This is a genomic window from Thermus caldilimi, assembly GCF_004684245.1.
Classification (GTDB): domain Bacteria; phylum Deinococcota; class Deinococci; order Deinococcales; family Thermaceae; genus Thermus; species Thermus caldilimi.
Window position 1 is genome coordinate 16,330 of record NZ_CP038452.1, and the last position, 14,714, is coordinate 31,043.

The 14,714-nt window shown below is 66.6% G+C and carries 12 protein-coding genes and 1 pseudogene; 3 read left to right on the forward strand and 10 right to left on the reverse strand.

Translation table 11 applies throughout. The features are described 5' to 3' along the window. Positions 1 to 13 precede the first annotated feature (13 nt). From EBI04_RS00090 to EBI04_RS00110, 5 genes are read right to left on the reverse strand one after another with little or no spacing between them, the layout of a single operon-like run. Entirely contained in the window at positions 14 to 610 is a 597-nt protein-coding gene (locus tag EBI04_RS00090; RefSeq protein WP_135255514.1) for a response regulator, read from the reverse strand. Continuing rightward, complete coding sequence (locus EBI04_RS00095) at positions 607 to 1,572, reverse strand: sensor histidine kinase (protein WP_135255515.1); 966 nt, start codon at positions 1,570 to 1,572, stop codon at positions 607 to 609. The genes EBI04_RS00090 and EBI04_RS00095 overlap by 4 nt, the downstream gene beginning before the upstream one ends. Positions 1,573 to 1,632: 60 nt before the next feature. Beyond that, the gene (gene ribF, locus EBI04_RS00100) at positions 1,633 to 2,517 is read right to left on the reverse strand and encodes a riboflavin biosynthesis protein RibF (protein WP_135255516.1); all 885 of its coding nucleotides are present in this window, start codon (positions 2,515 to 2,517) and stop codon (positions 1,633 to 1,635) included. After that, on the reverse strand, positions 2,495 to 2,983 hold the full coding sequence (locus EBI04_RS00105; protein ID WP_135255517.1) for an NUDIX domain-containing protein: 489 nt from the start codon (positions 2,981 to 2,983) through the stop codon (positions 2,495 to 2,497). Before EBI04_RS00105 ends, ribF begins: the two co-directional genes overlap by 23 nt. Before the next feature lie 60 nt (positions 2,984 to 3,043). Beyond that, positions 3,044 to 4,159 (reverse strand): hypothetical protein, encoded by a 1,116-nt coding sequence (locus EBI04_RS00110; protein WP_135255518.1) that lies wholly within the window; start codon positions 4,157 to 4,159, stop codon positions 3,044 to 3,046. A gap of 128 nt (positions 4,160 to 4,287) precedes the next feature. Between EBI04_RS00110 and EBI04_RS00115 the strand changes: the two genes are divergently transcribed. Beyond that, entirely contained in the window at positions 4,288 to 4,800 is a 513-nt protein-coding gene (locus EBI04_RS00115) for a 2'-5' RNA ligase family protein (RefSeq protein WP_135255519.1), read from the forward strand. Here EBI04_RS00115 and rpoD read toward each other — a convergent pair. Further along, a complete protein-coding gene (gene rpoD / locus EBI04_RS00120; protein ID WP_240695421.1) occupies positions 4,797 to 6,089 on the reverse strand; it encodes an RNA polymerase sigma factor RpoD in 1,293 nt (430 codons plus the stop codon). The two genes, EBI04_RS00115 and rpoD, sit on opposite strands and share 4 nt — an antisense overlap. Positions 6,090 to 6,316: 227 nt before the next feature. Beyond that, positions 6,317 to 7,497, reverse strand: a pseudogene (locus EBI04_RS00125) (methyltransferase). A 91-nt stretch (positions 7,498 to 7,588) separates the two neighbouring features. On the opposite strand from EBI04_RS00125, the gene EBI04_RS00130 reads away from it, so the two are divergent. Together EBI04_RS00130 and EBI04_RS00135 are read left to right on the forward strand one after the other, a co-directional pair. Then, positions 7,589 to 8,806 (forward strand): aspartate kinase, encoded by a 1,218-nt coding sequence (locus EBI04_RS00130; protein ID WP_135255521.1) that lies wholly within the window; start codon positions 7,589 to 7,591, stop codon positions 8,804 to 8,806. After that, positions 8,806 to 9,270 carry a phosphoribosyltransferase gene (locus EBI04_RS00135; RefSeq protein WP_135255522.1) on the forward strand — a complete coding sequence of 155 codons (465 nt, stop codon included), beginning with the start codon at positions 8,806 to 8,808 and terminating at the stop codon, positions 9,268 to 9,270. The genes EBI04_RS00130 and EBI04_RS00135 overlap by 1 nt, the downstream gene beginning before the upstream one ends. 41 nt (positions 9,271 to 9,311) lie before the next feature. Here EBI04_RS00135 and EBI04_RS00140 read toward each other — a convergent pair whose 3' ends face one another. Genes EBI04_RS00140 through EBI04_RS00150 form a run of 3 tightly spaced genes read right to left on the reverse strand, consistent with a single transcriptional unit; the run spans position 9,312 to position 14,713 of the window. Further along, complete coding sequence (locus EBI04_RS00140) at positions 9,312 to 10,295, reverse strand: malate dehydrogenase (RefSeq protein WP_135255523.1); 984 nt, start codon at positions 10,293 to 10,295, stop codon at positions 9,312 to 9,314. 39 nt (positions 10,296 to 10,334) lie between these two features. Further along, positions 10,335 to 12,086, reverse strand: a complete 1,752-nt coding sequence (gene dnaG / locus EBI04_RS00145; RefSeq protein WP_135255524.1) for a DNA primase — start codon at positions 12,084 to 12,086, stop codon at positions 10,335 to 10,337. Then, entirely contained in the window at positions 12,038 to 14,713 is a 2,676-nt protein-coding gene (locus EBI04_RS00150) for an AAA family ATPase (RefSeq protein WP_135255525.1), read from the reverse strand. The genes dnaG and EBI04_RS00150 overlap by 49 nt, the downstream gene beginning before the upstream one ends. Position 14,714: the final 1 nt, after the last annotated feature.

Consider the following 14,714-nt stretch of genomic DNA (forward strand, 5'->3'; position numbering starts at 1 on the left):
GGAGGGGAGGCCGTCAGGCCAGGCCGTGCTCCCGGGCCCAGCGCACCAAATCCGGCGTGTCCATAAGGCCCAGCTTGTTCATGGCCCGTCCCTTGTAGGTGGAGGCGGTCTTTACGGAGACCCCCAACCGCTCGGCCACCTGGGAGAGGGAGTAGCCCTGGGCCAGGAGGGCTACTACCGCCTTCTCCCTTTCCGAAAGGACCTCGGGCCCCAGGGTGGCCTGGCCCGCTAGGAGGGCTTCGGTGAGGCTCGGGTGCAGGTAGCGGAGGCCCTTTCCCAGGCGGTCCAGGGCCTCGAGGAGCTCCTGGTCCAGGGCGTGCTTGGGCAGGTACCCCTTGGCCCCGAACTGGAAGGCCCGGGCCACGTAGGCGGGCTCGTCGTGCATGGAGACCACCAGCACCTTGCCCCGCTGGGCAAGGCCCGGCAGGGCGGAAAGACCCCCCATGCCGGGCAGGTTCAGGTCCAAAAGGACCGCTTCGGCCTCCCAGGGAGCGGCCAGGGCCTCCTCGGCGGTGGCGAACTCCGCCACCACCTGGTGGCCCCCTTCCTCCAGAAGGAGCCTCAAACCCTTCCGCACCAGGTGGTGGTCCTCCACCAGCACCACCCTCATAGGGGCACCCCGAACTCCACCCGCGTGCCCTGGCCGGGGGCGCTATGCACGGCGAAACTTCCCCCTAGGCTTTGGATGCGCTCCTGCATGCCCAGGAAGCCCACGGAGGCCGGGGTCTTCTCCGGGTCGAAGCCTACCCCGTCGTCTTCCACCACCCCGAAGAGCCGGTCCCCCTCGGGCCAGAGGCGCACCCGAACCCGCTGGGCCCGGGCGTGGCGCAGGACGTTGGTGAGGGCTTCCTGCACCACCCGGAAGAGGGCCACCTCCTTCTCTTTGGGAAGGGATGGTACCTCCAGGTGGGCCTCCACCTGGAGGCCGTTTTTAGCGAAGGCTTCCAGGTAACGTTTTAGGGCTTCCTCCAGGCCCAGGTCGTCCAGGAGGGGCATGCGGAGCTCCCGGGAAAGCCGCCGCACCTCCTCCAGGGCCTCCGCCACCCGCGTGCGGGCCTCGGCGAGCTTCTCGGGGCGCTTCTCCGCCACCTTCAAGGTGAGGAGGGCGGCGGTGAGGAGGCTTCCCACCCCGTCGTGGAGCTCCCGGCCCACCCGGCGCCTTTCCTCCTCTTGGGTGGTGAGGAGTCTTCCCGCCAGCTCCATCCCCGGGCGCTTCAGGGCCAGGAGGAGGAGGGCAGGCAGGGCCTCGGGGGCCTTCTGGCCCTCCTCCAGGCTCAGGACCACCACCGCCAGGGTCCGCTCTCCCAGGCGCACGGGCAGGGCCACAAGGGTGCCCTCCTCCACCCGCTCCCCCCGCTTCAGGGCCTCCTCCGCCAGGGCACGGGATCGGGCCACCAGAGGGCAGGTGGTGCGGCAAGCCTGCATCTGGAAGAGGCTAAGGCCCTCGCCCACCCAGTAGGCCTCGCCGCAGCGGATGACCCCCGCCTCCTCCAGGGCGGCCAGGGCTCGGCGGAACACCTCCTGCCGTCCCCGGGCACCCACCAAGGCCTCGGCCAGACCCACGCAGTCCACAGCACCAGCCTATCCGGGCCCCTTGGGGAAGGATGTCCCTAGGAAGGCTTGAGGGATGGCCTAGAGGCCGAAGTAGCTTCGGGCCAAGGCCACATCCTTGGCGATCTGGGTCCTGAGTTCCTCTAGGCTCCCGAAGCGCCTTTCCTCCCGCAGGCGCTTCAGGAACGAGACCCGCATCTCCTCCCCGTAAAGCTCCCCAGCAAAACCCAGGAGGTGGACCTCGAGGCGCCTTTCCGTGCCGTTTACCGTGGGCCTCGTGCCCACGTTGGCTACCCCCTTGTAGCGGCCGAAGGATCCTTGGGCCTCCACGGCAAACACGCCCGGAGGGAGGATCTTCTGGGGATGAACCGCCAGGTTGGCGGTGGGGAAGCCCAGTTTCCTCCCAAGCCTGTCCCCTTCCACCACCACCCCGTAAGCCCCATAGGGCCGGCCCAGGAGGTGGCGGGCCTCCTCCACCCGGCCCTCTTGCAGAAGGGCGCGGATGCGGCTAGATTTCACCGGCTCTCCCCCCAGGCTCAGAAGGGGGACGGTGCGCACGGGGGCCACCTGGGCCAGGTCCTCGAGGTTCCCCTTCCGTCCCTTGCCGAAGCGGAAGTCCTCCCCCACGTAGATGCGGCTGGCCCCAAGCCGCCTGAGGTCCTCCAGGAACTCCCCCGCCTCCCTTTGGGCGAAGGCTTCGTTAAAGGCCACCGCCAGGATCAGCTCCACCCCGAGGGCCTTTAGGGCCTCCACCTTTTCCGTGAGGTCCATCAGGAACCCCTCTCCCCGGGTGAAGACCTTGGTGGGGGGGTCAAAGGTGTAGACCAGAAGGGGCTGGTGGAGGCCCTTGGCCTCAGCCAGAGCTTGGTGGAGCAAGTACTGGTGGCCCAGGTGTACCCCGTCGAAGGAGCCCACCGCCACCACCTTGGCCCCCTTGGGGACGTCAGCGACCTCGAAGAAAAGCATGGTAGTAGAGCACGCCCACCAGGCCGGTGGCGGAGAACTCCACCTCGCCCCTCCGGTGCATCTCTAGGGCCTTTTCTGGCTCCAGCCAGACCACCTCGATCTCCTCGTCTTCGTCCGGCACGGCCTGGGTTTCCCTGAGGTTGCTGGCCAAGAAGACGTGGGTCTTTTCGTCGGTGAAGCCCGGGGAGACGTAGTAGCTGAAAAGGGGCGCAAGGTCCCCCGTAAGCCCAGTTTCCTCGGCCAGCTCCCGGCGAGCGGCCTCCAGGGGGTCCTCCCCAGGTTCTATAAGCCCCGCCGGGATCTCCAGGGGGGTAAGGCCCACCGCCGGCCGGTGCTGGCGCACGAAGAGCATCTTCCCATCCCGCACGGCCACGATGGCCACCGCCGGCTTGTGCTCCACGATCTCGTAACGGCCTTCCAGGGCCAGGCTCAGGATGCGGCCCCGGTACAGGTAGGTGCGGTCCACGCCCCCATGTTAAGGGAAAGCCCTGGGGCCTGGGTCCCCAGGGCTTTCGCATCCTGCCTCTTACTCCAGGGCGCTCAGGGTGGCCAGGAGGACGGCCCGGGTGTAGGTGGGGTTGTGCACGCCCTTGGAGCCGTCATTTTCGATCAAGAGGTAGTTCCAGCTGGCCCGGACGATGGGGTCCTTGGTGGCGAAGACGGGCTGGCCCTTATCGTCCTTGATGTCCCCCAGCTGGCTGTAGAGCACGGTGCCGTCGGTGAGCGTCATCTTGAAGGCGATCTGCCCGGCGATGGAGAGGATATCCACCCGTTGGACGGGGGCCTTCACGGGGGTGTCGGGGGTGAACTGGCCGTTTTCTGGGTTGTAGGCCCGCACGGTCCTGATGCGGTCCCGCACCGCCAGCACCCGGGTGTTCACCTTGCTGCGCAGGAGGGAGAGGAGGTGCTCGGTGTTCTCCTGGACCATCTCCTTGGTGTACTTGGCCCCGTGGCAGGAGGCGCAGAGGTTCTCCGGGGCCTTGAAGGTGTGGCTGGAGTACTCCCCGGTCCCCGCCAGGCTCATGTGGCAGGTGGAGCAGGCGTTGCCGGTGAAGAAGGCGTGGGGGTTAGGCCAGTCCTTGGTGTCGTCCACGAAGAAAGCGTTCTTGCCCAGGATCACGTCCCCCTGGCTCGAGGCGTGGGGGTAGGTGTAGCGGCCCGGGTCCTCGGCGTTCCAGGTGATGCGGCCGTTGCGGGAGTTGTGGCAGGTGATGCACAGGGCGGCGTTCCCCACGGCGGTGGCCTTGAAGCCCGAGGGGAGCATGGGGGTGTCGTGGACCAGGCGCAGGTCCCCGTCCTCGTCGTGGCAGGTCTGGCAGGTGATGGGCTTGACCCGGTCCTTGGTGAGGCCCAGGCTCTTCAGGTAGTCCACGGTGGCCGGCTTACCGTCCGGACCCACCAGGTTTCCAGGGTTGCCCTGCTTAAGCTGCTCCAGCCAGGCCAAAAAGCCCTGCTCGCTGTGGCAGCGGGCGCAGTGGGCGGCGTTGGCCTGCCGGGCCTCCACGGTGGCCTCGGTCAGGGTTTTAAACCCCATAATCCCGTTGTTGTGGGCGCTCTGCTCCCACTCCTTCTGGATAGCCTCCTTGTTGGACAGGGCCACCATCAAGCCAAGGGCCAGCAGGGCCAGTAGGGCTCTCTTCATAAAGCTACCTCCTTACAGGGATAGCTCACACCCCCATCATTCCCTAAGTCAAGGGTAATATGTCCCGGGGGGCTTCCTCGAGCCAGCCCGCGGAGGGCTTGGGAAGGGCTAGCGGGTATACTGGCGGCGTGTATGGGGTGTTGGTGTGGCCCCCCGAGGACCTGCGGCGTTTTCTGGAGACGCTTCAGGTCCTTCACGGCGTCAGGGGCTTTGGCCCCCCGCACCTTAACCTGCGCCAGCCCTTTGACTGGCCCTATGAGGAGGAGGCCTTGAGGATCGCCCTTGCGGGCATTCTTCGGGGGCACGCCCCCTTTCGCCTGCGCCTCGGGGGATGGGGGTATTTCCCCCAGGGGGTGGTTTACCTGAGGGCCTACGGGGGCACTCCCTTCCGGCGCCTCTACCACGCCCTGGAACCCCTGGCCCCGCCCCTGAAGGAGATCGAGGGGCCCAGCTACCTGCCCCACATCACCTTGGCCCTGGGGCTATCCGAGGAGGAGGCAAGGAGGCTGGCGCAAGAGCTTCCCGCTCCCCAAAGGCGCTCCTTCTTGGTGAAGGAAGTGGCCTTGGTGCGGGATGAAGACGAGGGCCACCTCCTGGAGGTGGCCCGTTTCCCCCTCGGTGTGGGGCGGAGTCTTGGCTAATCCAGGAAGTCCCGAAGCTTCCGGGTGCGGGACTCGTGGTACTTGAGTTTCCTGAGGGCCTTGTTCTCAATCTGGCGGATGCGCTCCCGGGTGACCCCGAAGTAGGCCCCCACCTCCTCCAGGGTGTGCTCCCGCCCGTCGATGAGCCCCTTGCGGAGCTTCAGCACCATGGCCTCGCGCTCGGAAAGCTTGGAGAGGGCCTTTTCCAGCTCCTCGGCCAGGAGGCTCTGGGCGGCGGCGTCCACGGGGGAGGGAAGGTTCTCGTCGGGGATGAAGTCCCCGTAGAAGCTGTCCTTTTCGTCCCCGATGGGGGTTTCCAGGGAAACCGGTTCCTGGGCGATCTTGAGGGTTTCCTCTACCCGCTTGGCGTCCCAGCCCGGGCCCATGGCCTCGGCGATCTCCTCGTAGGTGGGCTCGCGGCCCAGCTCCTGCTGGAGTTGCCGGGCGGTGCGGGAGAGCTTGTTGATGGTCTCCACCATGTGGACGGGGATGCGGATGGTGCGGGCCTGGTCGGCGATGGCCCGGTTGATGGCCTGGCGGATCCACCAGGTGGCGTAGGTGGAGAACTTGAAGCGCCGTTTGTACTCGAACTTTTCCACGGCCCGGATGAGGCCCTGGTTCCCTTCCTGGATCAGGTCCAGGAAGGAGAGCCCGCGGCCGGTGTACTTCTTGGCGATGGACACCACCAGCCTCAGGTTGGCCTCTATGAGGTGCTGCCTGGCGGCCTCCCCCTCGCGGGCGAGGTGCAGGTAGCGCTTAAGCTCCTTGGGGAGGCTTTTCAGCTTAGCATCCACCTCGTCCACCGTCTTGGGATCCAGCTTTTCCCTGAGGCCAGGAATCTGGCTGATGCGGGCCGTACCCAGGATCTTGGCCCGCACCACCTCCCGGATCAGGTCCTGGTCCAGCCCCGTGGCCTCGGAGAGCTTTTTGATGGCTTCCATCCCCTCCTCCACCTTCCTGGCCAGCTCGATTTCCTCCTCCAGGGTGAGAAGGGGGACCTGGCCGATTTCGTGCAGGTACTGACGCACGGGGTCGGAGGTGGAAACCTTGGGCAGGGCCAATTCCTCCTCTTCCTCGAAGAGCTCCTCGCCCAGGTAGTCCGGAGAGGAGCCTTCCTCGGGAAGGAGGAGGGCGTCCGCTTCCAGGTAACCCTCGTCTGCCATGGGATCCAGGGCTTCCTCCAGGAAGATCTCGGGGGCGAGGTCGGGCTCCTCCCCCTCGAGGTGGGGTTCTTCCGGAGCCTCCTCTAGGTAGCTCCCTTGGAGGGGTCCCGTGGCCTCAGGCGCCATTTCCTCCTCGTGAGGAGTTTCCTCTTTTACCACCCCCAGGGGGGCCTTCTTCTGGTGTTTCGAGCTGCTTCCTCCGGAGCCGGCTTTGGCCGAGGAGGCCTCAGGGGATTTCTCCATGGCGCTTACGGATTCTTGGGTTTGGACGGTCATCCTTTCCTCTTCCCCAGCGGTAACCGGTTTCGCCTTGTTCTTGGTCTTCTTCAACGTGGACCTCCCTCCTTGGGGTTTTATCCCCGTTGGGTCTTCTGGGCGAAGAGCACCTTGTACTCCCTCACCAAAAGCGTCTTGAAAGCGCCCAAGCGCTCTTCCAGTAGGGGTTCGTACTTGAGAAAGGGGTTTGCCACCAGGAAAAACCCACCACCCGGCTTCAGCCGGGCCGCCGCTGCTTCCACGAAGGCCTGGGCCACATCCAGGATAACCGCTCCCCCCACGTGAAAGGGGGGATTCGTAACTATGATGTCAAATGCTTCCCTCTCTGTCAAGCCGGAGGCTTGGTCCTGAGCCGGTTTAGGGCCTCGACCTTCCCCGCCTTCGGCCAAGGTCTCGTCCACGTCGGAATGAAGCACCTGGGCGGCAAGGTTGTTTTCCAAAAGGTTCCTTTTTAGGGAGAGGACCGAGACCAGGTCGTCCTCGAGGGCCGTCACCTCCCCCCCAGGTGGGCCAGGGGCAGGGTGAGGGCTCCGTAGCCTGCCCCCAGGTCCAGGATGCGCTTACCGCGGATACCTTCCCGGCCCACCTCCCCCACCAGGGCTTCCAGGAGAAGCACCGAGGCCTTATCCACCTTCCCCGCGGAGAAGACCCCCGGCAGGTGAAAGAAGGTGAAGGCCTCACCCAAAAGCCTCGCCTGGAACCGGTTCCAGAGGGGGGGCAGGGGTGGGGCTTGCCGTTCCTTTTCCAGGAGGGCCACCCGCACCGGGCCTTCCCGCTTGACGACCATGCCGTAGCCCAGAAGGGCCCGGGCCTCCTTGAAGTAGCGCTCAAAGCCCTTGTTCTTGTCCCCGGCCAGGTAGACCCGGCCCCCCATCCTCAAGGCCCGGGCGGCGGCCACCAAGGAGGCCTCCACGTAGGCGGTGCCCCGGCCTGCGGGCAGGGCCAGGACCACCAGGTCGTAGGCGTTTTCCTCCGCTTCCCAAGGAGGGGCCAGGCGGGCAGAGAGGCCGCTGGCCTGGAGGCAACGGAAGGCGGCCCTCGAGGTTTCCAGCCTCTCCACCTCCATCCGGCCCTCCAGGGGCAGGCTTGCCAGACCCACCCCGGGGTTCAGGTCCAAAGCCCTTTCGCCAAAGGGCACCACGTTGGCTTGCAGGGCCTCGTAGACCGGGTCCCGGTACCCTCGGGCTCCCGGCTTCACGTAAAGCACCCCCCCGGGCCGGGGCAGGGGGGTGAGGCGGTGGTACTCCGCTAGGGTCATGCCCACACGCCAAGGATACGGGGCTTGGGGTGAAGGGGCAAATGTGATACTATTCCTTTTCAAGCCGCCCTTGGGCGGAAAGGAGGCAAGCGTGTCCCTGGTCGTGCAAAAATATGGCGGCACCTCCGTGGGCGACCTGGAGCGCATCCACAAGGTGGCCCAGCGCATCGCTCACTACCGGGAGAAGGGGCATAGGCTGGCGGTGGTGGTTTCGGCCATGGGCCACACCACCGACGAGCTCATCGCCCTGGCCAAGCGGGTGAACCCGAGACCTCCCTTCCGAGAGCTGGACCTCCTCACCACCACCGGGGAGCAGGTTTCCGTGGCCCTTCTTTCCATGCAGCTTTGGGCCATGGGCATCCCCGCCCGGGGTTTCGTGCAGCACCAGATCGGCATCCGCACCGATGGCCGCTATGGGGACGCCCGCATCCTCGAGGTGAACCCCAACCGGATCCAGGAGGCCCTGGACCAGGGGTATGTGGCGGTGATCGCCGGCTTCATGGGCACCACCCCCGAGGGGGAGATCACCACCTTGGGCCGGGGGGGGTCGGACACCACCGCCGTGGCCATCGCCGCTGCTTTGGGGGCCAAGGAGTGCGAGATCTACACGGACACGGAAGGGGTCTACACCACGGACCCCCACCTGATTCCCGAGGCCCGGAAGCTTGAGGCGATCGGCTACGACCAGATGCTGGAGATGGCCGCCTTGGGGGCCAGGGTCCTCCACCCCCGGGCGGTGTACTATGCCAAGCGCTACGGGGTGGTGCTCCACGTGCGCAGTAGCTTTTCCTATAACCCCGGTACCCTGGTGAAGGAGGTCAACATGGAAATGGGCAAGGTGGTAACGGGTGCGGCCTTGGATCTGGACCACGCCCAGATCGGGCTTATCGGTATCCCTGACCAGCCGGGGATCGCCGCCAAGGTCTTCCAGGCCCTGGCCGAGCGCGGGATCGCCGTGGACATGATCATTCAGGGGGTTCCCGGACACGATCCTTCCCGGCAGCAGATGGCCTTCACCGTGAAGAAGGATTTTGCCCAGGAGGCCCTCGAGGCCCTGGAGCCCGTTTTGGCCGAGATTGGGGGGGAGGCCCTTCTCCGCCCCGACATCGCCAAGGTGTCCATCGTGGGGGTAGGTTTGGCCTCGGCCCCGGAGATCCCCGCCAGGATGTTCCAGGCGGTGGCCTCCACCGGGGCCAACATCGAGATGATCGCCACCAGCGAGGTGCGCATCTCCGTCATCATCCCTGCCCAGTACGCGGAGGCCGCCTTAAGGGCGGTACACCAGGCCTTTGAGCTGGATAAGCCCTGATGGAGAGGCTCGTTCTTTCCTGGGAGGAACTCCTTCGCCTGGTGCGCCACCTGGCCAGCAGGCTTCAGGGGGAGGAGTTTGACCTCATCCTGGGTATCGCCCGGGGTGGGCTCATCCCCACCGCCCTTCTGGCTCAGGCCCTGGGCGCACGGGACATCCTCACCGCGGCGGTGATGTTCTACGAGGGGGAGGCAACCCTCTCCGAGCCTGTCTTCTTGCAGTTTCCCCCAGACCCCCTGCTCTTCGGCAAGCGGGTTCTGGTGGTGGATGACGTCTGGGATTCGGGGCGGACGGCCTGGGCGGTGAAGGCCCGGGTCCGCCAGGCGGGTGGGTTTCCCCGGGTGGCCACCCTGCACTTCAAGCCCGGTCGGAACCAGATGCCGGACGAACCCGACGTGTACGCCGAGGCCACGGAGGCCTGGGTGGTCTACCCCTGGGCCCCAGAGGTTTGGCTAAAAACTTGATCCCGCCCTGGCCTTTGCCAGGGCGGTAGCCCGGTTAGGCCCTAGATAAGCCCCAGGGCCCTCACCTGTTCCATCTCGTCCAGAAGCTCCTTTGCGGTGATCTCCATCCGCTTTCTGGCGAACCCGTTCACCTCCAGGCCCTGAACGATTTGGTAGCGGCCCTCCTTGGCGGTCACGGGGAAGGAGTAGACGATGCCCTCGGGAACCCCGTAGGAACCATCCGAAGGAATCGCCATGGAAACCCAGTCCCCCTCGGGGGTGCCCAGGGCCCAGTCGCGGATGTGCTCGATGGCGGCGTTGGCGGCGCTGGCTGCGCTACTGGCTCCCCGGGCCTGGATGATGGCCGCTCCCCTTTGAGCCACGGTGGGGATGAACTCCTTCTCGTACCACTCCATGTCCACCAGCTCCAAGGCGGGCTTCCCCTCCACCTCCGCATGGAAGAGGTCGGGGAACATGGTGGAGGAGTGGTTGCCCCAGACGGCAATGCGGCGGATGCGGTCCACGGGAACCCCCGTTTTCTTGGCGAGCTGGGCCTTGGCCCGGTTGTGGTCCAGCCGGGTCATGGCGGTGAAGTTTTGGGGGTCCAGGCCATGGGCGTTTTTGTAGGCGATAAGGGCGTTGGTGTTGGCGGGGTTGCCCACCACCAGGACCTTGACGTCCCGCTTGGCCACCTCGGCCAGGGCTCGGCCCTGTTCGGTGAAGATCTTGCCGTTCATCTCCAGGAGGTCGCGGCGCTCCATGCCCGCCTTCCTGGGGGCCGCTCCCACCAGAAGGGCATAGTCGGCGTCTTTGAAGGCCACCCTGGGGTCGTCCGTGGCCACGATCCCCGCCAAAAGGGGGAAGGCGCAGTCCTCGAGCTCCATGATGACGCCCTCCAGGGCTCTCAGGGCCTGGGGAACCTCCAGGAGCTGGAGGATCACGGGCTGGTCCTTACCCAGCATTTCGCCTGCAGCGATGCGGAAAAGAAGGCTATAACCGATTTGGCCGGCAGCGCCGGTGACCGCCACACGAACGGGGCTTTTCATCCTTTACCTCCTTGGGCCTAAGCCCGAAAGGATTTTACCTTAAAGCTTCCGGTAGATGCGCCGTTCTGCCTCTATGGCCTGGTCCAGTTCCTGGATTTCCCGCAAGATCTCCATACTGGCGTTGCGGCTTAGCTCCTCCTTCAGTTTGGCCCGGCGCTCCAGGTAGTAGGCCTCCCGCAGGCGGGCCAGGGTTTTCTCCAGGATCTCGGGGAACCTGGGCTCGTCCACAGAGGGGACCAGCATCAACCTTTCCAAAAGGATGCCCCCCGCCTCCTTGCGGCTTAGCACCTGGCGCAGGTAGTCCCGGCGGGATCCAAGGTAGCCTTTCGGCTGACCGCGGCTGGCCAGCTCCAGGAATTCGGAAAGCAAGGAGCCTTCCGGGGGCCAGACGTGAAGGGCCGTGTGGTGCACCCACTCGGCGAAGCGTTCCTCCGGCAGGGAGAGGAGGAGGGCCATCACGTCCAGCTCCAGAAGAAGCACCCGGTTTTTGGGCTCGGCCTTGGGGGGTTGGGGGGGTGGACGCCGGCCCCGCTTGAGGCTGGCCAGGTAATCCTCTAGCTGGCGCAGGGAAAGGCCTAACCGCTCCACCACCAGGGCCTTAAGGCGGTCGGCCACTGGGTCGAAGGGCTCAGGGGAGAGCATCCTGGGGGTGAGGGCTTCCAGGGCCTTCCGTTTGTGCTCGGGGCGGGTCAGGTCCAGGCCCCGGGTGGCCTCCTGGAAGCGGAACTCCACCTCGGGAAGGGCTTCCTCTAAGGCTTTCTGGAATAGGGCCGGGCCCTCGGGCAGAAGAAGGAGGTCGCCCGGGTCCTTGCTGGGCAGGCGCACCGCATAGAAGAGGAACTTCCGGGCCAAGGAGAGGTCCAGGCTTTGCAGGGTGGCCCTCTGCCCGGCCTCGTCGGCGTCAAAGGCCAGGTAGACCTCCCGCACCTCCTGCATCTCGAGAAGGCGGGCTTGCTCCTCGGAAAGCCCCGAGCCCAAGACCGCCACCGCCTCGGCGAAGCCCATCTGGTGCAGGGCGATGGCGTCAAAAAGCCCCTCCACCACGATGGCCCGCCCCTGGCGTAGCTTGGCCTTGGCCTCGGGGTAGGCGAAGAGCACCTCCCGCTTGCGGAAGAGGGGGGTTTCCGGGGAGTTCAGGTACTTGGGGGTTTCCTCCCCCAGGGCCCTTCCCGTGAAGGCCACGATCCTGCCCAGGTGGTCCTTGATGGGGAAGGTGATGCGGTTCCTGAAGCGGTCGTAGAAGCGCCCGTCCCGTTCCGCCAGAACCCCCGCTTTAAGGCCTTCCTCCGGGCTGATGCCGTGCCGGCTCAGGTGGGAGAGGAGGCCATCCCCTTTGGCCGGGGCGTAGCCCAGGCCAAAGCGGGCGAGGCTCTCCGGGGAAAGCCCCCGCCTCTGCAGGTACTCCTGGGCCTCGAGGGAAGCCTTGAGCCCCTCTAGGAAGTACTCCTGGGAGAGCTTGAGGACATCCAAAAGCTCCCGGCGCTTGGTGGGGGCACCCGCCTTGGGAATTTCCACCCCCGCCTCCTCCGCCAGGCGCTCCAGGGCCCCCATGAAGTCCAGGCCCTCTATCCTTTCCACGAAGGCGAAAAGGTCGCCCCCCGCCTTGCAGCCGAAGCAGTGGAAAAGCCCCTTCTCCTCGTCCACGTAAAAGGAAGGGGTTTTCTCCTGGTGGAAGGGGCAGAGGCCCTTCCAGCGGCCGCGGCCTGCAGGCTTTAGGGCCACGTACTGGGAAACCACCTCCCTTAGGGAGAGGCGGCGCTTGATGGCCTCCACCGCTTGTGCCGCATCCATCCTGCCCCCCGCTTACGCCAAAGCCCGCGGACCCACCTTCCCAGGATACCGTAACCGCGGAGGGGGTTTTCCGGCTCGCTCCCCGCCAGAAAGGCCTGCCAGACTTGGGTTAGGGGCACGGAGGGGGTGAAGCTTAGGAGGTGGTCCACCCGTTCCCCCTCCTCCAGGAGGAGCTGGGCCCGGAGGAGCCTCGCCACCTCCAGGTGTACCGCAAACCCCGTGCGGTGGGTCTGGTAGAGGAGGTACTGGGAGAGGGCCTGGGCTTTCATGGGGGCCTTGGGCCACAGGTAGAGGGCCAGGGAGGTGAGGGCCAGATGGTAGACGTAGGGGTTGGAAAGCCGGCGAGCCTCCCGCAGGGCCTCCTTGAGGAGGGGGGTGGGGTCCTGGTTCCTCTGCCAGCGGTGATGGGCCAGGGCCAGGACGCTGAGGCCCTTGCCGTCGGGGTGCTTGAGGGCTTCCTGGAAGAGGTCCTCCCGGAAGCGCCCCTTGAGGGTCCAGGCGGAAAGAAGGGCGGCTGCGAGCCAGGGGTGCGGGGTTTCCCGGTAGGCCCGCTCCCCTTCTTCCAAGGCCTGCCCGAGGCGGCCGGTTTCCAGGAGAAGGCGGAGGCGGGTGGCGTGGTAGCGGGTCCTGGCCTCCAGGTCCGCTTCCCGGTAGGCGGGCGGGGGGTGGGGTTTTCCCAGGAGGGATTCTGCCTCCCCGTAGCGGCCCAGGTCCATGAGCAGGCCCGCCCTCAGGCTTTGCCCGTGGAGCCTCAAGGAGGCGGGCACAAAGGGATGGAACTCGCCGAGGACCTCGAGGGCCTGCCGGGGCTGGAAGGCCCGCCACAAGGCCCCCGCCCCCTGAAGGCGGGCCCGGGCCTCCTCCAGGGGGTAGGGCTTGAGGCCCGGGAGAAGGGGGAGGAGGGCGAGGGGGTTTTGGGCCTCTCGGAAGGCTTGCAGGATGGGGTCCTGGGACCTGGGGCCCCCGTGGGCCTCCTCCGCCAGGCCCAAGGAGGCTTGGGCGTCCTGGAGCTCCTTCCCCAGGGCTTCCCGCCAGGATGGGGGGGCGGCCTCGAGGGCCCTTTGGTAAAGGGGAATGGCCCGTTCCGGCTGGCCGTGCCGCCAGGCTTCTTGGGCGAGAAGCCGGAAGGCCTGGGCGGCTTCCCGGTCCTGCGTGGCCCCTCTTAGGTGAAGGGCCATGGGCCAGAAGGCCCTCCTTTCCCGGTAAAACTGGGCTGCGGCCCGGTGCCAGGCCCTGGCCCGTTCCTCCGGCACCAGGGCCCGGGCCGCCTGGACCACCTCGGGCAGGGGCCTACCCCCTTGCGTGAGGCCCTCCTCCTCCAGGCGCTGGGCGGAGAAGGTCCCCGCCAGCTCCCTCAGGAGTTCCCTAAGGTGCTCCTCGCGCCGTTCCTCCTCGGGGAGACGGGCTTGGGCTTCCTCCATGACCCCCAGGATCAGAAGGGCCTGGCGTTCCGCCGGGGGGAGGGCGTCCAAGGCGGGCTGCAGGGCAAGAAGAGGGGGTGCCTTTAAACCCCTGGCCTCCAGGGTGGGGGAAAAGAGGGGTTTTCGGCTTTCCACCAGGAGCATGAGGTGGGGGAAGGAATGCTTTAGAAGTTCCCGCAGGGTGTGGTTGGGGGCGTGGAGGTTTTTGGCTACCAGGAGCAGGGGGTGGGGCAGGCGGTGGAGGACTTCTTTCCAGGCTTCCAGGATGGCCTTCTCCAGGGTGTCCCGGTCCCAGGGGGGGCGGGCCTCGAGGCCCAGGCTGTACCGAAGGGCCAGGGAAAGCACTGGGGAAAGCTCCGCCAGGCTCAAAAGAGCCTCCACCTGGCCAAAGGTTTGCTCCACCGCCTGGCGTAGGGTGGAGCGCAGAGGAGTTTCCGGCCCCATGCGCTCCAGGACCACCGCAGGGTAAGGGGGGCTTTCCAGAAACTTCTCCAGAAGAAGGCTTTTCCCGCTTCCCGGTGGGCCCACGAGGTTTAGGCGGGCGGGGGGGTGATGGCAGGTTTCCTGGAGGAGGGCGAGGAGGCTCTGGCCTTCTGGGCCCAGCTCCAGCCCGACCGCCTTAACCCGTGAAACCTCCACCCCTCCCAGGCCCTTGGCCTCGCGAAGGCCCAAGCTCTCGCCCTCCGCCCCAGGGGCTAGGGCCAGGGTCTGGGGTTCGGTGAACACCTCCCCGGGGGAAGCCAGTTTGCTGAGCCTCTCCGCCAGGACCACCGCAGGCCCCACCGCGGTGGGCTCCCCCGCCTGGCCGCTTCCCAAGGGAGCCCAGAGCACCTCCCCGCTGGCCACCCCTACCCGGGCGGGCAGGCGGGAGGTGCGCACCATCTCCAAGGCGGCCTCCAGGGCCCGCCAGGGTTCCTTCCCTCGAGCCCTGGGGGCCCCGAAGAGGACCAGGACCCCATCCCCCAGGAAGCGGTGGACGAACCCCCCTTTGGCCCGGGCCACCCGGGCGGCCTCCTCCAGGGCCTCCTGCAGGTGGCGGTAGGCAGCTTGAAGGCCGGCCTGGAAATGCTGGCTGGAGTCCACCAGGTCGTAAAAGAGGACGCTCACATAACGCTTCTCCTCGGGCAGGAGAGCCCCTAAGGCCCGGCCGCAGGCCATGCAGAAGCGAGCCTCAGGGGGGTTTCTCTGCCCGCACTCGCAGCGCATC